Below are 19,070 nucleotides of genomic sequence, written 5' to 3'. Positions count from 1 at the left end.
GCGCCTGGTCAAAGCAGCTCTCTGCACCGGTGTGGCAGGTTGGCCCCGCCGGCCGTGCCTGTGGGGGGCGGGCCGGGGGGGGGGGGGCCCCCCGGCCCCCCCACTACCGCACATCAACGATGGCGTTTTTCCAGTACCGCGCGCGCATCATCCAGCGACAGGCCGCGCGCGCGCAGCAGCACCAGCAGGTGGTACAACAGGTCCGACGCCTCGCCCAGCAATGCCTCGTCATCCTGCGCCACGGCGGCCAATGCGGTCTCCACGCCCTCCTCGCCCACCTTCTGCGCGATACGGCGGATGCCGCCCTCGAACAGGCTGGTGGTGTAGCTGCCCGGCGGGCGTTGCGCCTCACGCATCGCCACCAGCTGGCCCAGCCCGCCCAGGAAATCCTTCGGCGCCTGGTCAAAGCAGCTCTCTGCACCGGTGTGGCAGGTTGGCCCCGCCGGCCGTGCCATCACCAGCAAAGTATCGGCATCGCAGTCGACGCTGATCGACTGCACCACCAGCACGTTGCCGGACTGCTCGCCCTTGGTCCACAACCGCTGCTTGCTGCGGCTGAAGAAGGTCATGTGGCCGATGGCCAGCGTGGCCGCCAGCGATTCGGCACTCACATAGCCCAGCATCAGCACCTGCAGGGTGTCGGCATCCTGAACCACGGCCGGCAGCAGGCCGTCGCCCTTGCTCCAGTCCAGCGCCTGCAATGCGTCCGACGACGGCCTGACTTCAATAGACATCCCGCACCTCGATCTGCTGTCCGCGCAGGCAGCGCTTCAATTCTGGAATGGCGATGGCGCCGCTGTGGAACACGCTCGCCGCCAGTGCACCATCGACGTCGGCCTGGTCGAAGGCTTCTGCGAAATGTTCCATCGCACCGGCGCCACCAGAGGCGATCAGCGGCACCTGGCACAGTGCCCGCGCCTGCTGCAACTGTGCGACATCGTAGCCGCGGCGCACGCCATCGCTGTCCATGCAGTTCAACACGATCTCGCCGGCTCCACGCCGTTGCGCTTCGACGATCCAGTCGAGCGTGCGCAGCGGCACCGCCTGGGTCTTGTCCGGATCGCCGCTGAAACGACGCACCCGCCATTGCCCGTCGGCCTCGCGCACCGAATCGACCCCCACCACAACGCACTGCACGCCGAACTCGTCCGCCAGCTCGGTGATCAGCTCCGGCCGGCCCAGCGCCGGCGAATTGATCGACACCTTGTCGGCACCGGCGAACAATACGCGGCGCGCGGTTTCCACGCTGTCGATGCCACCGGCCACGCAGAACGGAATGTCGATCAGGCGTGCGATGCGCTCGATCCAGGCCACGTCCACTGACCGCGCCTCGGGGCTGGCGCCGATGTCATAGAACACCAGCTCGTCGGCGCCCTGGTCACGGTAGCGCTGCGCCAGCTCGGCGATATCGCCCATGTCGACGTGGTCGCGGAAACGCACGCCCTTAACCACGCGGCCATCGCGCACGTCCAGGCACGGAATGATGCGCCGGCTCAACATGCCAGTGCCTCCGACAGGTCCATGCGCTGCTCCAGCAGCGCCTTGCCAAGGATCGCGCCACCGCAGCCTGCACGTCGCGCTTCGGCAACGTCGGCCACGTCACGGATGCCGCCGGACGCCTGCACCGCCACGCCCGGCAGCAATGCCGACAGGTGCTGGTAGAGGCCGATGTTGGGCCCGGCCAGCATGCCGTCGCGGGCGATGTCGGTGCACAGCAGGTGGCGCATGCCGGCGCGTGCGTAGCGCTGAGCCAGAACGTCCAGGGTCACCCCGGCGTTCTCGGTCCAGCCGTGCACCGGCAGCTGCCACTGGCCCTGTGCATCCTGGCGGGCGTCAAGCGCAATGGTGATGCGTTCGGCGCCGAATTCCTCCAGCCAGCCCACCACCTCATCGGGACGGCGCACGGCCAGCGAGCCGACCACTACGCGACCGGCGCCGGCATCGAGGATGCGCGCCACGTCGTCGCGACCGCGCACGCCACCGCCGGTCTGCACCTGCAGCGGCGTCTGCGCACGGATCGACGCGAGCAGCGGCGCAAGGGTGTAGCCACCGGCACGCGCAGCGTCCAGATCGACCAGATGCATCCACTGCGCACCCTGCGCGGCGAAGGCCTGCGCGCGTGGCAACGGATCATCGCCATACGAGGTTTCCTGCGCGTAGTCGCCCTGGCGCAGCCGCACCACGCGGCCGTCGCGGATATCCAGCGCGGGGTAGACGATGAAACTCATGCAGCAGTGCCCTCGAGGAAGTTGCGCAGCATCAGCGAGCCGGTCTCGCCGGAGCGCTCGGGGTGGAACTGTGCGCCGTAGTAACGCCCCTGCTCCACCACGGCAGTGAACAGGCCGCCGTGGTCGCAGGCAGCGACGGTGTGGGTATTGAGCGGCGCCGCATAGCTGTGCACGAAGTAGGCGCTGGCACGCTCCGGCACGCCGCGCAGCAGCAGCGATTCGCGCAGTGGCAGCAGCCGGTTCCAGCCCATGTGTGGCACGCGGATGCCGCAGGCCGGCACCAGCTTGCGCACCACGCCGGGAATCAGGCCCAGTGTCTCCACACCCGCTTCCTCGGAGCGCTCGAACAGCAGCTGCATGCCCAGGCAGATGCCCATCAACGGCACCTCCAGTTGCTGCAGCGGGTCCACCAGGCCCTGCGCGTGCAGGCGCTGCATGCCGGGACCGGCGGCGCCGACACCGGGCAGGATCACCCGCTGCGCGCCGATCAGGCCGTCCGCATCGCGCACCAGCCGCACCGTCGCACCCAGACGCTCCAGTGCATAGCGCACCGAGCCCAGGTTGGCACCGCCGGCATCGATCAGCGCAACGTCACTCACAGCGCCCCCTTGGTGGTTGGCAACGCCGTGCCCTGCCGGGCCAACGCCGGCCGCAGCGCGCGTGCCAGCGCCTTGAAGCAGGCCTCCACCTTGTGATGGTCGTTGTCGCCGCGTACCTGCAGGTTGAGGTTCAGGCCGCTGGCATCGCACAGCGAGCGGAAGAAATGCGGCACCAGCTCGGTCGGCATGTCGCCCACGCGCTCGCGCTTGAACTCGCCCTCGAACACAAAGTAGGGCCGGCCGCTGAAATCCAGTGCGGCGCTGGCCAGCGTCTCGTCCATCGGCAGGGTGAAGCCGTAGCGGCCAATGCCGCGCTTGTCGCCCAGCGCCTCGCGCAGGGCCTGGCCCAATGCGAGCCCGGTGTCTTCAATGGTGTGGTGCTCGTCGATGTGCAGGTCGCCCTCGGCCTGGATGTCCAGCGCGAAGCCGCCATGCTTGCCGATCTGTTCCAGCATGTGGTCGAAGAACGGCAATCCGGTGGCGATGCGTGCATCAGCGGCACGGTCCAGGTCCAGTTCCACGCGGATCTTCGTTTCTTTCGTATTGCGCTGGACCACGGCAGTACGCGGTGCGTCGGCCAGCGCGTGGGCGATGCCCGGCCAGTCCCACTCGCCCCCGAACTGCGCGGTGCGCAGCTGGAAGCCACGGATGTTGAGGTTCTCGGCGAACTGCAGGTCGGTGATGCGGTCGCCAACCATGCCCGAGCGCGCCCAGTCGATGCTGCGGTCCTGCAGGTAGGCGGTCATCAGGCCGATGCCCGGCTTGCGGGTCGGCGCATTGTCCTGCGGCCAGCTGCAGTCGATCAGCACGTCACGGAAAGTGATGCCCTGACTCTCGAAGATCTGCAGCATCAGGTCGTTGGGGCCATCGAAGCTGGCGCGCGGGTAGCTGTCGCTGCCGAGGCCATCCTGGTTGGTGACGATCACGAACTGGTAGCCGGCGTCACGCAGCTTCAGCAGCGCCGGGATCACCTGCGGCACGAAGCGCAGCTTCTCGTAGGCGTCGATCTGGAAGTCGGACGGCTCCTCGATGAGGGTACCGTCGCGGTCGATGAACAGGATCGGGGTCATGCTGCGGCCCTCCGCGCCGACAGGGCCGCAAGCACGCGGTCGTTCTCTTCGGGACTGCCGATACTGATGCGCAGTGCATCACCCAACTGCGGCGCGGCGCGCTGGTCGCGCACCACCACGCCGGCATTCAGCAACGTGTCGAACGCCGCCTGCGCATCGGCGAAGCGGACCAGCAGGTAGTTGCCGGACGAGGCGTACACCCGGCGTACACCGGGCAGGCTGGCCAGTGCCGTTCGCAGGCGCTCGCGTTCGGCGATGACCGTGGCCACGCGTTCGGCGGTGCGTGCCCGCGCGGCCGGCTGCAGGGCCTGCACGGCCAGCTCGGCGCACGGGGTCGGCACCGGGTACGGCGCCTGGCAACGACGCAGCACGGTAATCAGTTCCGGGGCGCCGATCAGCGTTCCAACACGAGCGGCCGCGAGCGCGTGTGCCTTCGACAGCGTGCGCAGCACCGCCAGGTTGGCGTGCGCGGCCAGCAACGTGGTCGCCGACGGCCGCTGCGCGTACTCGACATAGGCCTCGTCCACCACCACCAGCGCCTGCCCGCGCAGCGCAACCACCACGCGCTCGACTTCATCCAGGGCGATGTCACTGCCGGCCGGGTTCGACGGGGCGCACAGGAACACCAGCTTGGCACCTTGCGCCTTGGCCGCGTCGATCACCGCATCCAGATCGGCACGCAGGCCATCTTCGCTGTCCACCAGCGGCACTTCAATCAATGCGGCGCCCTGCAGGCGTGCGCAGACGGCGTACATGCCGAACACCGGCGGCGTGACCAGCACGCCGTCGCGGCCCGGCACGCACAGCGCGCGCACCAGCAGATCAATGGCCTCGTCGCTGCCGCGGCCGACCAGCAGCTGCTGTGGCGTCACGCCGTACAGCGCCGCCAAGCCTTCGCGCAACGCCAACGGTTGCGGCTCCGGATAGCGCCGGCTGCTGCCAGCCGCGTCGGCCGAATTGGCCCAGGCGGACTCGTTGGCGTTCAACCAGACCTCGCCCTGCACCGCTGCGCTGCGTGCCGAGCTGTAGCCGGCGAACGCCAGCAGATCCGGGCGCACCAGCGCCAGCACCTCCTCGACAGCCGCGCTCATGCCGCCACCTCCATGCGCAATGCCACCGCACGCTCGTGGGCATCCAGGCCTTCGGCGCTGGCGATGATGCGCGCGCAGCCGCCGATCGCGGCCAGGCCGGCGGCACTGGCGCTCTGCACGCTGATCAGGTTCTGGAAGCTGGCAACGCTGACGCCACTGTAGGCACGCGCGGCACCGGCGGTCGGCAGCACGTGGTTGGTGCCGCTGCAGTAGTCGCCCAGTGCTTCGGGGGTGTAATCCCCCAGGAACACCGAGCCGGCGGCCTGCACCTTGTCCAGCCACGCGCGCGGATCACGCAGGGCCAAGATCAGGTGCTCGGGTGCATAGCGGTTGCTGATCGCGAAGGCCTCGTCCAGCGAATCGACCTGGATCAGGCGCGAGGCCGACAAGGCCTGGCGCGCGATCTGCTGGCGCGGCAACAAGACCACCTGGCGCTCCACCTCGACTTCGACCGCGGCCAGCATCGCGGCATCGTCGGTCAGCAGCAGCACCTGTGAATCCGGGCCGTGCTCGGCCTGCGACAGCAGGTCGGCGGCGACGAACGCCGGATTGGCACCAGCATCGGCAATCACCAGCACTTCGGAGGGACCGGCCGGCATATCGATGGCGGCGGCGCCATCCTGCGCGACCTGCTGCTTGGCTTCGGTCACGAAGCTGTTGCCCGGCCCGAACAGCTTGTCGCAGGCCGGAACGCTGACGGTGCCATAGGCCATCGCAGCGATCGCCTGCGCGCCGCCCAGCTTGAACACGCGCTGCACGCCGGTCAGCCGCGCCGCCACCAGTACGGCCGGGTCTGCGCTGCCATCGGCTCGCGGCGGCGTGCACAGCACCACCTGCGGGCAGCCGGCCAGCTGTGCCGGAACACCGAGCATCAGCGCGGTGGACGGCAGCGGCGCGCTGCCGGCTGGCACGTACAGGCCCACCCGGCCGATCGGACGCAGCATGCGTTCGCAGACTACGCCCGGCGCGGTTTCAACTGCGTATCCCTTGCCCATGCCGGCGGCGTGGAAGCGGGCGATGCGCTCGGCCGCGTCCACCATGGCCTGGCGCAGTTCGCCGGGTACGGCGGCTTCGGCCGCAGCGAACTCGGCTTCGCTCACTTCAAAGGACGACAGTTCGACACCATCGAAGCGTGCGGTGATCGCACGCAGCGCGTCGTCGCCCTGCGCGCGCACCTGTGCAATCAGCGTCGCCACCGCGTCGCGGGTCTGCTGCGCCACGGTCTGCACCGGGCGGGTCAATGCCGCGCTGCGCGCGGCCTCATCAAGTCGGGACCAGATCAGACGGTTCATGCCAGCGACCGCTCCACGCTCAGTACCATCAGGCCCTGCGCGCCGGCGCGCTCGAGTTCTTCCATGCGCTGCCAGCTCAGCGGGCCGGGGCACATGGTCTGCAGGCGCAGCGCACCGCCATCGGCCGGCAACCGCACCAGCGGCTCGGCATCGGCCAGCAACTGCGCCAGCGCGTCGACGCGATCCTCGCTGGCGCGGAACATCAGCAGCTTGCGGTCCTGGCGCTGCACCACGCCGTCGAGGCGACGCAGCAGCATCGCGCGCAGCGATGCGCGCGCATCATCCGGTACGCGCACTGCACCGGCCAGCACTGCTTCGCTGTCGAGCAGGTTGTGTACCGGGGTCAGCTGATTGGCGCGCAGTGTCGCGCCGCTGGACACCAGATCGCAGATCAGGTCGGCCGTGCCCAGGCGCGGTGCGATTTCCACCGAACCGGACAGCTCGACCACCTGTGCATCCACGTTCTGGTCGGCCAGCCACTGCTTGAGGATGGCCGGGTAGCTGGTGGCGATGCGGGTGCCGGCCAGCTGCGCCGGGCCCTGCCACTGCCATTCCTCGGGCACCGCCAGCATCAGCCGGCACTGGCCGAAGCCCAGCCCGCGCAGCGCCTGGTACGCGTCGGGCAGGCCGATCTGGCGACGTGCTGCGGCTTGCTCGTCCAGCTCGTTGCGGCCGACGATGCCGAGGTCGCAGACGCCGTCGGCGATCAGGCCCGGGATGTCGTCGTCGCGCACCAGCAGCAGGTCCACCGGCAGCGATTCGCCGTAGCAGAACAACTTGTCACGGCTCTCCCGCCAGCTCAGGCCACAGGCGCTGAGCAGGTTGCGGGCGGGCTCGGCCAGCCGGCCACTCTTCTGGATGGCGATACGCAGCCGGTCTCGCGCCGGCGCTGCCTGGGTTGCACTCATGGGGGAGGTCTCGAAGTTCGGAACGGGGCGCGGATCAGCGCGAAGCAAGGCGGTCGATGGCGGCGGCATAGCCTCGATGGCCATGCTCGAGCGTGCGCGCCACCCGTCCGGTGGTGGTCACGCTGACGCCGGTGCGCTCGTGGATCTCGCGGTACGGCACGCCCTGCTGCAGCAGCGGCACCACCTTCCAGCGGTCGGCCATGGCTTCCAGCTCGGCCGGAGTGCACAGGTCGCGCAGGAAGGCTTCCACCTGCTCCGGCTCGCGCAGGGCGGCAAAGGCCCGGGCCAGGGCTTCCAGGTCGGCCTTGGGGTCTTTGGCGGCAATCTCGGGGCGGGCTTTCACGGGGCTGTTTCCATGCATCAATGTAATAGCGCGTTAGTACATTAGCGCATTCTTGCGCAGCGCGTCAAATCTGGGGGAGGCTGGGCGGCGCTGCCCCTGCGCCAGCTGCATGCGAAGCAAGGTCAAATGCCAGGTTGCTGAGGGTTGGCGGGGGCGGATCCGTTTCTGGAGGAAAACCGCCCTGATCCCAGGCAATGGCAAAAAAAACGCCCACCGGGTGGCGGGCGTTTTCGTGGCGTGGTGGCGCGCGGCCAACCGCCCGTTACATCACCTTCGACTGCTCCAGCTCGACCTGCAGGGTGCTGGCCAGCTCGTCGCGGGAGACTTCGAACTGCTGTTCGCGCACCAGGTCCTTCACCGCCACCACGCCGCGCGCCAGCTCGTCTTCACCGGCCAGCACCACGAAGCGGATGCCCGCCTTGGCCGCGTACTGGAACTGCTTGCCGATCTTCTTCGGCTCCATCTGCACTTCGGTGTTGATGCCACCGGCGCGCAGGCGACGCGCGATGTCCAGCGACTGCGGCATGCCCTGCTCGTCCATCAGCGCCACCAGCGCCTGCACGCTGCTGGCCTCGATGCCATCGATCAGGCCAGCCTCGCGCAGCTGCCAGAACAGGCGCGACAGGCCGATGGAAATGCCCACGCCCGGCAGCTTCGACTTGCTGTAGTGGCTGGCCAGGTCCTCGTAGCGGCCGCCCGAGCAGATCGAGCCGATCTGCGGGTGGTCGGTCAGCGTGGTCTCGTAGACGGTGCCGGTGTAGTAGTCCAGGCCGCGCGCAATGGAGAAGTTCAGGCAGTATGCGGTTTCCGGCACGCCCAGCGCCTGCACCAGCTGCAGCACCTCGCGCAGTTCGGCCACGCCAGTGCGCAGGATCTCCGAAGAACCGGCGTTGGCTTCAAGCGTGGCCAGCTGCGCCAGTGCATCGGCATGCCCCTGCGAACGCACGGCCACGAATGCCAGGATCTTCTCGACCTGCTCGCCCGGGATGTTGAAGCCCTCGCCCACCAGCGTCTCGCGCACGTAATCGGCGCCGCGCTTGTCCAGCTTGTCCACTTCACGCAGCACCGCCAGTTGGCGCTCGCCTTCGGCCACGCCCAGGCTTTCGAAGAAGCCGCGCATCAGCTTGCGGTTGTTCAGCTGGATGTTGAAGTCACCGATGCGCAGTTCCGAGAACACGGCGTGGATGACCGCCAGCACTTCGGCATCGTAGCGAACGCTCAGGCTGTCCTTGCCGATCACGTCGATGTCGCACTGGTAGAACTCACGGAAACGGCCGCGCTGGGCACGCTCGCCGCGGTACACGCGCTGCATCTGGTAGCGACGGAACGGGAAGGTGAGTTCGTGTTCGTGCTCGGCCACGTACCGCGCCAGCGGCACGGTCAGGTCGAAGCGCAGCGCCATTTCCGGCAGCGAACGGTCACCCGATTCGGCGGCGTTGGCCAGCGCACCGGTGGACTGCACGAAATACACCTGGCGCTCGGTCTCGCCACCGGACTTGGTCAGCAGCACGTCGGACAGCTCGAACACCGGCGTCTCCACCGGCAGGAACCCGAAGCGCTCGTAGTTGCGACGGATCACGTCCAGCATTCGCTGGAACGCAATCTGTTCGCGCGGCAACAGTTCAAGGGTGCCGGGCGGGGTACGGGGCTTGATCACGGGCGGAACTCCTGCTGGAACGGGACGTGGGAGGGGGCGACATTCTAGCGCCCCCGCCTCGGGCAGGGTCGAACGGCCGCTTGAAGTATCATAAGGCCCTCCCCGCCCGCGATACGCCCCCGCAACATGTCACGGCCTTCCGGCGCTCCGCCCGCCACCAACGATCCCGCCTCGCCGTCCTGCAACACGCTGGACTGCCTGCACTGCTCGGTTCGCCACCTTGCGGTGTGCTCGGCGCTGTCGCCCGATGAAGTGCAGGCACTGGAACAGGTCACCGTTTCCCAGCAGGTCAGCATGGGCAGTACCCTGGCCCGCACCGGCGAAGAGCGCGACCATGTCTATACATTGACCGCTGGCGCACTGCGACTGGTACGCACCCTGGCCGACGGCCGCCGCCAGATCAACGGTTTCGTGCTTCCCGGCGACTACCTCGGACTGAGTGGCAGCGACCATCACCGCTACGACATCGAAGCCATCGCCGACAGCCGCGTATGCCGCGTCGCGTTGCCGCAGATGAAGGCGCTGCGCAGCCGCTTCCCGCACCTGGAGCGCAAGCTGCTGCAGCGTGCCTGCCAGGAACTGGATGCCGCGCAGGACGCTGCACTGGCGCTGGCACGCCTGCAGCCGGCAGAGAAGCTGGCTGATTTCCTGCTGCGCCTGGCCGCGCGCGAGGCCAGGCTGGGTGGTGACGGCCTGCGCGTATCGCTGCCGATGGGGCGTGGCGATATCGCCGACCACCTGGGCCTGACCATGGAAACGGTCAGCCGCACCTTCACCAAGCTGCGCCAGCAGGGATTGATTGCCCTGCCCCATTTGAACGTGGTGGAGATCCTCGATGAGGATGGACTGCGCACGCTGGCCGGTGAAGGGTTGATCTGACCGCATCGCGGTTGGCTGGGTTGCCGGCCAGCGGCCGGCACTACCCGTGTTGCGCGAAGGGCATTGTAGAGTCGAGCCATGCTCGACTCATCGCGCCGTGCGCGAACAGCAGCCGAGCATGGCTCGGCTCTACATGGGAGCCAACACCTCACGCAACGCCGCATACTCCGCAGCCAACGGTTCCGCGTGCGCCGGCCGCTGCAGCAACGCATCCAATGCAGGCGGCACGGCCACGGGTTCGCCGATCAACGGTTCGACCACAGCCTCGAACTTGGCCGGATGGGCGGTAGCCACCACCGCCCAGTCACCCTTGGCACCACGCGCACGCAGGCCCTGCAGCACCTTCACCGCCGTGGCCGTGTGCGGGCAGAACAGCTCGGCGCTGCTGGCATGCGCTGCCGCAATCGTCGCGCGGATGGTCACGTCATCCACCGAGAACGCGCGGAAGGCAGCGCGCAGCCCGGCATCATCACCGTGATAGAGCCAGCGCAGGCGTTCGAAGTTGCTTGGCGCCCCCACATCCATTGCGTTGGCAACCGTGGCCACACTGGCCTGCGGCTGGTAGTCGCCACCGTTGAAGTACGCCGGCAGTACCGCATTGGCATTGGTGGCCAGCACGATCTGCCCGATCGGCACGCCCAGCGCGCGCGCCAGCACGGCCGCCATCGCATTGCCAAGGTTGCCGGTCGGCACCACCAGGTTGAGCCGGCGACGATGCGTCGCGTAATGGGACAACGCCGCATGCGCGTAATAACTCATCTGCGGCAGCAGGCGGCCGAGGCTGATGCTGTTGGCCGAACTCAGCGGCACCTGCGCCTGCAGTTCGCGGTCAGCCAGTGCCTGCTTGACCATCGCCTGGCAATCGTCGAACGCGCCGGCCACGCGCAGCGCCTGGATGTTGTCGCCGAAACAACCGAGCTGATGCGCCTGCCGCGGTGACACGCGGCCATCCGGATACAGCACCACCACGCGTACGCCGGGCTGGCGATGGAAGGCCGCGGCAACGGCGGCGCCGGTATCGCCGGAGGTGGCGACGACGATGGTCAGATCACGGTCCTTGCCGGCCTGCAGCCGCGACAGCGTACCGGCCAGGAAGCGCGCACCGATATCCTTGAACGCCGCCGTCGGCCCATGGAACAGCTCCAGCACATGGTCACCGCCGCCGAGTGCACGCAGTGGCACCGGGAAGTCGAACGCCTCGCGGCAGATCGAAGGCAGCGCTGCCTCCAGAGCATCACCTGCGAAGAACGGTGCCAGCAGATCGGCGGCGGTATCGGCCAGCGTTGCGCCGGCCTGCAGCTCACGTGGCGCCGGCAGCACCTGCGGAACATACAGCCCACCATCGGGCGCCAACCCTGCAGCGATCGCCGCACTGAGGCCAACGGCCGGGGACTGACCCCGGGTCGAAACAAATTGCATGGGTTGGGTATCCAGTAAAGGGGAAGGATTCAGCACAAGCGGGCTCCCGGTGCATCCAGCGGCGACACCCAGGCATCGCTGTCGAAACCGGCGGCGGCGAATGCCGCCTGCACCGGTGCGGCAGCGGCGCGGGCCTGGTCGGCGTCCTCGAACCAGGCGAACACGCTGGGGCCAGCGCCCGAAATGCCCGCGCCCATCGCATGCGCAGACAGCGCCGCATCGCGTGCGGCCTCGAAGCCCGCAATCAGGCCGGCGCGGCGAGGCTCCACCAGCACATCACGCAGGCCTGCGCGGACCAGCGCGGCGTCGCTGCGATGGCAGCCACTGAGTACCAGCGCAAGGTTCGCACTCTGTGCCACGAATTCACCCAGCGCGTAGCTGCCCTGCAGCACCTGGCGCGCACGGCGTGTTTCCAGCACCGCGTGCGGATGCACCAGCAGGCTGTGCCAGGCCGCCGGCACAGGAATTGGCAGCAGGCGGTCGGCCGTACACAGTGCAAGCCCGCCCAGCAGCAATGGCCCTACGTTGTCACCGTGACGGCCACCACTGGCCACCGCCTCGCCATCCAGCGCAAATGGATACAGCGCCTCGCGCGTCAGCGGCGCATCCAGCAGCGCATTGGCGGCGACCAGCGCCGCGACACTCGACGCTGCCGAACCGCCCATGCCGGAACCGAACGGGATGCCCTTGTCGATCTCGACTGCGAAACCGATATCCAGGCCCAGGCCTTCGCGCAGCGACATCAGCGCAGCCCCGGCGGTGTTGCCGGCTGCGTCCAGTGGCAGCGCGACAGCACTGCCACGGATCGCATCGATGCGCACCGCAGGCTCGTCGATGCGGCGCACGCTCACGGTATCGCCGATACCGGCAATGGCATGGCCGAGAATGTCGAAGCCCACTGCCACGTTGGCCACCGAGGCAGGCGCGAACGCACGTGCGATCACAGCCGCGCTCCTTCACCGGCGGCGACCCGCAGCAGGTCCGCGAACACACCCGCTGCCGTCACCTCCGGACCCGCACCCGGACCCTGCACCACCAACGGGTTGTCGCAGTAGCGACGGGTACGGAACTGCACCACGTTGTCGGTCAACCGAAGGTTGGCGAAGGCGTGGTCGGCGGGCAGTTCCTGCAGGCCCACCGAGGCACCGTCAGCGCCCAGCTGTGCCACGTAGCGCAGCACCGCGCCACGCGCCCGCGCGTCCTGCAACCGCTGCAACAGGCTGGCATCGGACTCGCCCAGCCGCGCCATGAAGTCATCCACGCTGCCGTCGCGCAGCAGCGCCGGCACCAGGCTTTCCACCTGTACCTGTTCCAGGCTGAGCGCGTGGCCGGCCTCGCGGGCGAGGATCACCAGCTTGCGCGCCACGTCCACGCCCGAAAGATCATCACGCGGGTCCGGCTCGGTGTAGCCCATCGACCGCGCCTGCGCGACCAGCTGCGAGAACGGCTGGCTGCCATCGAAGCGGTTGAACAGCCAGGCCAGCGTGCCGGAGAAGATGCCTTCGATCGCCAGCACCTCGTCGCCCGTATCGACCAGATCACGCAGCGTGGTGATCACCGGCAGGCCCGCGCCCACCGTGGCTTCGTAGCGGAAGCGCGCACCACTGGCCGCCGCAGCAGCGCGGATGCGCTGGTAGCGCGGCAGTGGGCCAGCACCGGCTTGCTTGTTCGGGGTCACCACGTGGATGCCGGCTGCCAGCCAGCCCTCGTAGCGCTCGGCCACCTCGGCGCTGCCACTGCAGTCGATCACCACCGCATGCGGCAGGTGCGCGGCCAGCAGGTGTTCGGTGAAGCGATCCAGGTCGCTGGGCTCGCCCGCGTCCTGCAATGCCTCCCGCCAATCGGCGTGCAGGCCATCCACTTCCAGCCGCATGCGCGAACGCGAGGCCAGCGCGCGCAGGCGAAGATCCACATTGGCCTTGGCCAGCAGCTGCGGGCGGGCCGCCAGCAGCTGGTCCAGCAGTGCCGCGCCGACGTTGCCCGGCCCGATCACACCGACCGCGAACGTCTGCGGCGACAGCCAGAAGCCCGCATGTGCGGCCCGCAATGCGCGGGTGGCATCGGCACTGTCCACCGCCACAGAAATATTGCGCTCCGACGAGCCCTGCGCGATCGCCAGGATGTTCACCTGCGCGCGTCCCAGCGCCTCGAACAGGCGCGCCGCCACACCGGGCTGGCCGGCCATACCGTCGCCCACTGCCGCCAGCACGCTGACGCCCTCGCTGACCTGCACGCGCTGCACCTGCCCTACCGACAGTTCATGCGCGAACGCATGCAGCAGTGCCTCACGGCCACGCGCCGCTTCGGCGGCGCGAACCACGCAGCAGATCGAATGCTCTGACGAACCCTGCGAGATCATCACCACCGACACCTGCGCCTGGCGCAGCGCCGCGAACACGCGCTCGGCGGTACCGGGCACGCCGATCAGGCCGGTGCCCTCCAGGTTCAACAGGGCCAAGCCGGGGCTCAGGGTCAGGCCCTTCACCGGCCCGCGCGGCGAGCGCTCGGCGCTGATGCGCGTCCCCGGATGCGCCGGCTGGAAGGTATTGCGGATGAAGATCGGCAGGCCGAGGCGGATGGCCGGCGACATCGTCTGCGGGTGCACCACCTTGGCGCCGAAATAAGCCAGCTCGCAGGCCTCGTCGTAGCTCAGTGACTCCAGCTGCACCGCCTCGGGCACCAGCCGCGGGTCGGCCGACAGCACGCCGTCGACGTCGGTCCAGATGTGCAGTTCATCGGCATTGAACAACGCGGCGAAGATCGCGCCGGAATAGTCGCTGCCGTTGCGGCCTAGCGTGGTGATGCGGTCATGGCGGTCACGGGCAACGAAACCGGTGGCGACCAGGCGCATCTGCGGATGCCGCAGGCGCCACTTGGCCAGGCGGTCCGCGCTGGACTCCCAGTCGACATCCACACCCAGTTCGCCATGCCCGACCACCAGCACGTCGCGTGCATCGAGTACCGCACAGTCTTCGCCCAGGGCACGCAGGTGGCTGCCGAGCAGCTGTGCGGAAAACACTTCGCCCAGGCCCTGCACACGGTCGAGCACTTCGCGCGGCAGCTCGCCGATCACCGCCAGCGCCGCCAGCACTTCGGCCAGCTGATCGAAGCGGGCGTCGATCCATTCGACCGTCTCGCCGACCTGCTCGCCCAGCAGCGCCACGGCGGCGCCGCGATGGCGCGCGCGCAGGGCATGCCACGCCTCGCGCCAACCTTCGTCGCCCTTGGCCGCCAGCTGCGCCAGATCAATCAGCGCGTCAGTGACGCCCTTCATCGCCGAGACGACAGTGACCTGCAGCGGTTCGGGGCGGGCCAGCAGCAGGCCGGCAACATGGCGATAGCGTTCGGCATCGGCCACCGAGGTGCCGCCGAACTTGTGCACGACAGTGGACGGCGCAGCCAGATCGGCCGGGGCAACGGGATGGGCGGGGGCGTGGGAAGACATGCAGACCTCGGCAGGAGGCCCCGTCGCATGCAGGTGTCGAGTTTCCCCGCCACCTGGATGGTGCGGGGCCGTGGTTTTCGGGAGTTACACGAAGACGACGGGCCGCACCAGGGCAGTGGTGACGGTGGTGGTGGTAATGGTGGTGGTGGCGACCGGCGCAGTCGAACGGCCCGCAGTGGCGGGGGCGATCAGGCTGGCGTGGGCGGCATCAAGGACCATGGCGCACAGAAAACACTGCGCATGGGCCTGCTGTCAAGTGTTGCACCGCAAAAGACCACTGCCGCGATCATCGGCTAACGTGCGTACATTTGGTTGCAACTGAGACCAAGCGCGCATCAGCACGCTTGTCGACCGGATTCAGCCGGCATGTTCGGCGATCGCCCGCGGCGTGCGATGGGCATGCGCGCACAGCATCACGCCGGCCATCAGCAACACGATGGCCAGCGCTTCCAGCAGCGACGGCCAACGCTGTTGCCAGGCGAAGGCATACAGCAGTGCGAACAGCGTTTCGAACACGATCATCTGGCCAGTCAGGGTCAGCGGCAGCAGGCGGCTGGCGCGGTTCCAGAATGCGTTGCCGAGGATCGAGGCCACCACTGCCACACCGGCGCTGATCGCCCAGAAGCCACTCCACTGCGCCGCCGAATGGCTGCCGGTGTGACCGATGAAGGCCATCGGCACCAGCAGCAGGGCCAGGCCGCCAGTCGTCACGCCGGTCAGCAGCGACCAGTCGTGGCTGGACAGATCCGGTCGGCGCGCCAGCCAGCGGCTGTTGCCGATCGAGTACAACGCCCACGAGAACAGCGCGCCGAACGCGCACAGCAGGCCGATCAGGCGCTGCCGCCACGGGGTGGCCAGGTGCTCGGACATCAGCGCTTCCCAGCCAACCAGTCCCACGCCGAGCACGCACAGGCCCAGCGCCGGCAGCAGCTGCCTCAGCGGCACCGCCCCCTGCTCGCGCACGCCAACGAGGGTGACCACCACCGGGATCAGGCCGACAATCAAGGAGGCTGCAGCGCCACCAGCCCACTGCACCGCCACGGCCAGCAGCAGGAAATAGACCAGGTTGCCTGCCAGGCTCAGCCACAGCAGGCCGATCCATTCGGCACGGCCCAGCCGCGGCGCCAGCCGCTTCCATCGCGGCAGCAGCAGGGCTACGGCGATCAGGCCGTAGACCAGATAGCGACCGGCCGACAGTTGCAGGGCGTTGAACGACTGCAGCACGGCGGGCGCGAGGAAAACCACGCCCCACAGTGCGCCGGCGGCAACGCCATTGGCGATGCCCAGGGCCATCGGGTTGTTGCGCATTCGGGTTCTTCGGGGGAGAGAACGGGCCGCGCAGTGTAAGTGCTGGCCGGTAGGGGCTCTTGACCCAGGCTATTGCCTTGTCATCTCTGTAGAGCCGAGCCACTGCTCGGCTGCGATTGGCCGCTGTGCAGATAAGGGCAGCCGAGCGTGGGCTCGGCTCTATAGATCAGCCGGCGCTCCTGCGCCACGCAGCCGGGGTCTGGCCACACTCGCGGCGCAGCGCACGAGTCAGTGCGCTCTGCTCGGAATAGCCTGCGGCCAGCGCGATATCGCTGATCGGCGCCGTACTGGTGCGAAGCTGGTGCTTGGCCCAGCGCAGCCGGCACGCGCTGAGCCAGGCCTGCGGGCTCAGCCCGAACTCGCGCTGGAACAATGCGTGCAACCGGCTCTCGCTGACACCGACAAATCCGGCCATCCGGGCAACCGGCCAGGCCCGGCCGGGATCGGCCTGGACCGCCGCACACAGGCCCTGCATGCGCGCGCCACTGCCCGCCGGTGCAAACACCTGCAGCAGCTGCGGCAGCAGCGCCGGCATCGGCTGCCCTGTCTGCACGTCGGCCAGGCGCCGGCGCAACGCCAGCGGCAGATGCAGCCAGCGCTGCCGGCACAGATGCTCCTGCGTGCCGTCATCCAGCACGCCTGGAGGACAATCAACGATCACGAAACCATTGGGGCCGTCCGCCATCTGGTCATGCGCTTCGCCGGCAGCAACAAATGCCCCCTGCAGCAGGTCCAGCCGACCGCCGCGCCCTTCCATCTCGAACTGCAGCTCGCCCTGCAGCGGCAGAACCCACTGCGCGTAGTCATGGCGGTCCAGGCCGGTGGCCTGCCCGTAGTGCCGCAGATGGAAGATGGCGCCCATCCGGGCAGTGTGCGCGTGTAACAACGGCCGTGCAAACCGCTGCTATAGTCGGTCCGTCATCCAACGCAGGGAGTGCAGGTCATGACCCATCAGCAGCTGTCCCTGGTGCTTGCCACCAGCCTCGGCCTGGCGCTCACCGCCCCGGCCTCCGCTCAGGAACGTACCCCACCGGCGCCGCACTGCATGGACGCGGTCGGCGTCCAGGAAGTGGAGCAGGCGTCACCGCGTTCAATCGCCCTGCGAGCCGCCTCGGGCCAGGCTTATCGGATCGACTTCAGCGAGGAGTGCCCCGGCGTCCGCGGTGCCACCACGCTGAAACTTGAGGCGCCCGCTGGCTGGGCCTGCGGTCGCCCCAGCGAGCGTGTGGTGGTCGATGGCCGCAGCTGCGCGATCAGCGCGGTGACCCCCGTGCAGGATCGCGACTACGCCAACGTGGCCCGCGACAGCGACCGCCTGCGCATGGCCACCCTGCCCGCCCTGACCATCCGCGAGCGCAGGGACATCCGCCGCAGTTTCGGTGGTTCGCCGTCGTACTGCTTTGCCACGCGCAACGTGCGCGCGTGGTCGTCCGACCCGCAGGGCATGCTGGTGGAGACCAATCCGCATCGCAATGGTGGTCACCGCTACTATCGCGTGGAGCTTGGCAGCCACTGCCGCCAGCTCGACCGTGCGCCACAGCTGAGCTTCCACTCCGGGATGCAGAACGGCCTGATCTGTGGCAATCCGGGCGATCGCATCCTTACCGCCGGATTCGAGAAGGGTGACCTGCGCAACGATGCACTGGCGCCGCTGCCGCAGTACACCCACGGCGGCTGCACGATCCAGGCGGTCTATCCGGCTTCCAGCCAGGCGTCGAACTAACCGTCGACGCCGAGGAAGGTGAACGGTGCGCTGGGTACGAACTGGCCCAGCGCATCGCCGGCAAAGGTGTTGCGCTGGTCCTTGCCGAGGTCCAGCTTGAGGACCTGGCCGCCGAAGTCGACCTTGTTCAGATCAACCCAGAAGGTGTTCGGGGTCAACGCCGACTCGAAGAAGTACAACCGCCGCTTGTGGTCGGCTACGGTGCGCCAGCGCGTGGAAGAAATGTTCGGCTCGCCTGGCGTGGTGATGCCATACGGCACCGATGCATTGCGGATCACGCTGAACACGCTGGCCAACGCCATCACCGGGTCTTCGGCCTTGGGAATGGCATTGATGTAGAACGAGGCGCGGGCGAAGCGGTCGGCGGAACGGTTGGTGCCGGGCAGCATCACCGTGCCACCGATCTGCTGCCAATAGCTGTTCAGCGCCAGCTGGTGCTCGAAGATCGGCGAGTTGGTCATCACCTGGTAGCGCCGGTCATGATGGATCACCTGGCGACCGCCGATGTATTCGACGATCGCGCTGTCGCCGCTGGCATCGGACAGCGACAGGTGCAGCGTCGCCTGGCGGTCTTCGCCGGGCACCTTGTCGGTGACGATCGAGTACGGCTCGCGCTTCAACGCGGTGACCGCCTCTTCAACGGTAGCGAAATTGTCCAGCACATACTGCGCCCACAGCGAAATCGCCAGGCCCGGCTTGTTGCCACGCTTCTGCGGATACTCCGATTCGACCAGCCACAGCAGGTTGGCCACCAGGCCCTTTTCGTTCATGCCGTCGGTGGTCGACACGTCGTAGCCGGTGGCCACCACGCTGCCGTAGCGCGCGGTCCACGCCAGCGACTTCGGGCCGGCCTGGCCGGTGCGCGCAATGCCGCGCGGCAGTATGTAGAGGTTGGTCGCCACATCGACCTTCCAGTCCATCGAGCGCGCGGTGATCACATCGCCGTTGTCACCCAGGTACACCGCACGCGTGCAGGCCAGTGCCGGCGTGATCGCGGACGCCAACGCCACGGCCAGCATCACCTTTCCTTTCCAGTTCATCCGTGCCATGCACTACGCTCCTTTCCCCGTGATGCATGATCTGATCCGATCCAGGGTGACACCGGAGT

19 protein-coding genes are annotated in these 19,070 nt (G+C 68.3%); 3 read left to right on the top strand and 16 right to left on the bottom strand.

From position 1 onward, the window contains the following. Nucleotides 1-113 precede the first annotated feature (113 nt). From hisIE to hisS, 10 genes are all read right to left on the bottom strand, one after another. Complete coding sequence (hisIE, locus tag R5H29_RS21710) at nucleotides 114-734, bottom strand: bifunctional phosphoribosyl-AMP cyclohydrolase/phosphoribosyl-ATP diphosphatase HisIE (RefSeq protein ID WP_134731467.1); 621 nt, start codon at nucleotides 732-734, stop codon at nucleotides 114-116. Next, nucleotides 724-1,500, bottom strand: coding sequence for an imidazole glycerol phosphate synthase subunit HisF (gene hisF, locus R5H29_RS21705; RefSeq protein WP_332329821.1), 777 nt, complete (start codon nucleotides 1,498-1,500; stop codon nucleotides 724-726). The genes hisIE and hisF overlap by 11 nt, the downstream gene beginning before the upstream one ends. Then, the gene (hisA, locus tag R5H29_RS21700) at nucleotides 1,494-2,228 is read right to left on the bottom strand and encodes a 1-(5-phosphoribosyl)-5-[(5-phosphoribosylamino)methylideneamino]imidazole-4-carboxamide isomerase (protein ID WP_332329820.1); all 735 of its coding nucleotides are present in this window, start codon (nucleotides 2,226-2,228) and stop codon (nucleotides 1,494-1,496) included. Before hisA ends, hisF begins: the two co-directional genes overlap by 7 nt. After that, the gene (gene hisH, locus R5H29_RS21695; protein WP_332329819.1) at nucleotides 2,225-2,827 is read right to left on the bottom strand and encodes an imidazole glycerol phosphate synthase subunit HisH; all 603 of its coding nucleotides are present in this window, start codon (nucleotides 2,825-2,827) and stop codon (nucleotides 2,225-2,227) included. The genes hisA and hisH overlap by 4 nt, the downstream gene beginning before the upstream one ends. Further along, complete coding sequence (gene hisB, locus R5H29_RS21690) at nucleotides 2,824-3,897, bottom strand: bifunctional histidinol-phosphatase/imidazoleglycerol-phosphate dehydratase HisB (protein WP_134731463.1); 1,074 nt, start codon at nucleotides 3,895-3,897, stop codon at nucleotides 2,824-2,826. Before hisB ends, hisH begins: the two co-directional genes overlap by 4 nt. Beyond that, the gene (gene hisC, locus R5H29_RS21685) at nucleotides 3,894-4,988 is read right to left on the bottom strand and encodes a histidinol-phosphate transaminase (RefSeq protein WP_332329818.1); all 1,095 of its coding nucleotides are present in this window, start codon (nucleotides 4,986-4,988) and stop codon (nucleotides 3,894-3,896) included. Before hisC ends, hisB begins: the two co-directional genes overlap by 4 nt. Next, complete coding sequence (gene hisD, locus R5H29_RS21680) at nucleotides 4,985-6,280, bottom strand: histidinol dehydrogenase (RefSeq protein ID WP_332329817.1); 1,296 nt, start codon at nucleotides 6,278-6,280, stop codon at nucleotides 4,985-4,987. Before hisD ends, hisC begins: the two co-directional genes overlap by 4 nt. Beyond that, nucleotides 6,277-7,188, bottom strand: a complete 912-nt coding sequence (hisG, locus tag R5H29_RS21675) for an ATP phosphoribosyltransferase (RefSeq protein WP_164144271.1) — start codon at nucleotides 7,186-7,188, stop codon at nucleotides 6,277-6,279. Before hisG ends, hisD begins: the two co-directional genes overlap by 4 nt. 34 nt (nucleotides 7,189-7,222) lie before the next feature. Next, a complete protein-coding gene (locus R5H29_RS21670) occupies nucleotides 7,223-7,531 on the bottom strand; it encodes a YerC/YecD family TrpR-related protein (RefSeq protein WP_005416326.1) in 309 nt (102 codons plus the stop codon). Between the two features lie 262 nt (nucleotides 7,532-7,793). Then, nucleotides 7,794-9,188 carry a histidine--tRNA ligase gene (gene hisS / locus R5H29_RS21665; RefSeq protein WP_019661411.1) on the bottom strand — a complete coding sequence of 465 codons (1,395 nt, stop codon included), beginning with the start codon at nucleotides 9,186-9,188 and terminating at the stop codon, nucleotides 7,794-7,796. Between the two features lie 126 nt (nucleotides 9,189-9,314). Here hisS and R5H29_RS21660 point away from each other — a divergent pair, with 126 nt between their 5' ends. Next, a complete protein-coding gene (locus R5H29_RS21660) occupies nucleotides 9,315-10,067 on the top strand; it encodes a Crp/Fnr family transcriptional regulator (protein WP_058982370.1) in 753 nt (250 codons plus the stop codon). Between the two features lie 129 nt (nucleotides 10,068-10,196). Here R5H29_RS21660 and thrC read toward each other — a convergent pair whose 3' ends face one another. From thrC to thrA, 3 genes are read right to left on the bottom strand one after another with little or no spacing between them, the layout of a single operon-like run. Beyond that, complete coding sequence (gene thrC, locus R5H29_RS21655; RefSeq protein WP_332329816.1) at nucleotides 10,197-11,486, bottom strand: threonine synthase; 1,290 nt, start codon at nucleotides 11,484-11,486, stop codon at nucleotides 10,197-10,199. A 29-nt stretch (nucleotides 11,487-11,515) separates the two neighbouring features. Beyond that, nucleotides 11,516-12,430 carry a homoserine kinase gene (locus tag R5H29_RS21650; RefSeq protein WP_332329815.1) on the bottom strand — a complete coding sequence of 305 codons (915 nt, stop codon included), beginning with the start codon at nucleotides 12,428-12,430 and terminating at the stop codon, nucleotides 11,516-11,518. Next, on the bottom strand, nucleotides 12,427-14,931 hold the full coding sequence (thrA, locus tag R5H29_RS21645) for a bifunctional aspartate kinase/homoserine dehydrogenase I (protein WP_180877143.1): 2,505 nt from the start codon (nucleotides 14,929-14,931) through the stop codon (nucleotides 12,427-12,429). Before thrA ends, R5H29_RS21650 begins: the two co-directional genes overlap by 4 nt. Nucleotides 14,932-14,958: 27 nt before the next feature. On the opposite strand from thrA, the gene R5H29_RS21640 reads away from it, so the two are divergent. After that, a complete protein-coding gene (locus R5H29_RS21640; RefSeq protein WP_197575604.1) occupies nucleotides 14,959-15,228 on the top strand; it encodes a hypothetical protein in 270 nt (89 codons plus the stop codon). A 60-nt stretch (nucleotides 15,229-15,288) separates the two neighbouring features. Here the strand turns inward: R5H29_RS21640 and R5H29_RS21635 are convergent, their stop codons facing one another. Both R5H29_RS21635 and R5H29_RS21630 read right to left on the bottom strand, forming a co-directional pair. After that, entirely contained in the window at nucleotides 15,289-16,239 is a 951-nt protein-coding gene (locus R5H29_RS21635; RefSeq protein WP_188249766.1) for a DMT family transporter, read from the bottom strand. A 166-nt stretch (nucleotides 16,240-16,405) separates the two neighbouring features. Next, nucleotides 16,406-17,101 carry an AraC family transcriptional regulator gene (locus R5H29_RS21630; protein ID WP_180877147.1) on the bottom strand — a complete coding sequence of 232 codons (696 nt, stop codon included), beginning with the start codon at nucleotides 17,099-17,101 and terminating at the stop codon, nucleotides 16,406-16,408. 81 nt (nucleotides 17,102-17,182) lie between these two features. On the opposite strand from R5H29_RS21630, the gene R5H29_RS21625 reads away from it, so the two are divergent. Then, nucleotides 17,183-17,962 (top strand): DUF6491 family protein, encoded by a 780-nt coding sequence (locus tag R5H29_RS21625; RefSeq protein ID WP_308305133.1) that lies wholly within the window; start codon nucleotides 17,183-17,185, stop codon nucleotides 17,960-17,962. On the opposite strand, the gene R5H29_RS21620 is transcribed toward R5H29_RS21625, so the two are convergent. Next, nucleotides 17,959-19,011, bottom strand: coding sequence for a linear amide C-N hydrolase (locus tag R5H29_RS21620; protein ID WP_332329814.1), 1,053 nt, complete (start codon nucleotides 19,009-19,011; stop codon nucleotides 17,959-17,961). The genes R5H29_RS21625 and R5H29_RS21620 overlap by 4 nt on opposite strands. Nucleotides 19,012-19,070: the final 59 nt, after the last annotated feature.

It is taken from the genome of Stenotrophomonas sp. A3_2 (assembly GCF_036624925.1).
In the GTDB taxonomy this organism is placed as follows: Bacteria; Pseudomonadota; Gammaproteobacteria; order Xanthomonadales; family Xanthomonadaceae; genus Stenotrophomonas; species Stenotrophomonas hibiscicola.
This window is presented reverse-complemented; position numbering and strand designations above follow the sequence as displayed.

Coding starts and splice junctions, on each gene's coding strand:
- hisIE (WP_134731467.1), bottom strand. CDS start 734: ATGTCTATTGAAGTCAGGCCGTCGTCGGACGCATTGCAGGCGCTGGAC.
- hisF (WP_332329821.1), bottom strand. CDS start 1,500: ATGTTGAGCCGGCGCATCATTCCGTGCCTGGACGTGCGCGATGGCCGC.
- hisA (WP_332329820.1), bottom strand. CDS start 2,228: ATGAGTTTCATCGTCTACCCCGCGCTGGATATCCGCGACGGCCGCGTG.
- hisB (WP_134731463.1), bottom strand. CDS start 3,897: ATGACCCCGATCCTGTTCATCGACCGCGACGGTACCCTCATCGAGGAG.
- hisC (WP_332329818.1), bottom strand. CDS start 4,988: ATGAGCGCGGCTGTCGAGGAGGTGCTGGCGCTGGTGCGCCCGGATCTG.
- hisD (WP_332329817.1), bottom strand. CDS start 6,280: ATGAACCGTCTGATCTGGTCCCGACTTGATGAGGCCGCGCGCAGCGCG.
- hisG (WP_164144271.1), bottom strand. CDS start 7,188: ATGAGTGCAACCCAGGCAGCGCCGGCGCGAGACCGGCTGCGTATCGCC.
- R5H29_RS21660 (WP_058982370.1), top strand. CDS start 9,315: ATGTCACGGCCTTCCGGCGCTCCGCCCGCCACCAACGATCCCGCCTCG.
- thrC (WP_332329816.1), bottom strand. CDS start 11,486: ATGCAATTTGTTTCGACCCGGGGTCAGTCCCCGGCCGTTGGCCTCAGT.
- thrA (WP_180877143.1), bottom strand. CDS start 14,931: ATGTCTTCCCACGCCCCCGCCCATCCCGTTGCCCCGGCCGATCTGGCT.
- R5H29_RS21640 (WP_197575604.1), top strand. CDS start 14,959: ATGCAGGTGTCGAGTTTCCCCGCCACCTGGATGGTGCGGGGCCGTGGT.
- R5H29_RS21635 (WP_188249766.1), bottom strand. CDS start 16,239: ATGCGCAACAACCCGATGGCCCTGGGCATCGCCAATGGCGTTGCCGCC.
- R5H29_RS21630 (WP_180877147.1), bottom strand. CDS start 17,101: ATGGGCGCCATCTTCCATCTGCGGCACTACGGGCAGGCCACCGGCCTG.
- R5H29_RS21625 (WP_308305133.1), top strand. CDS start 17,183: ATGACCCATCAGCAGCTGTCCCTGGTGCTTGCCACCAGCCTCGGCCTG.
- R5H29_RS21620 (WP_332329814.1), bottom strand. CDS start 19,011: ATGGCACGGATGAACTGGAAAGGAAAGGTGATGCTGGCCGTGGCGTTG.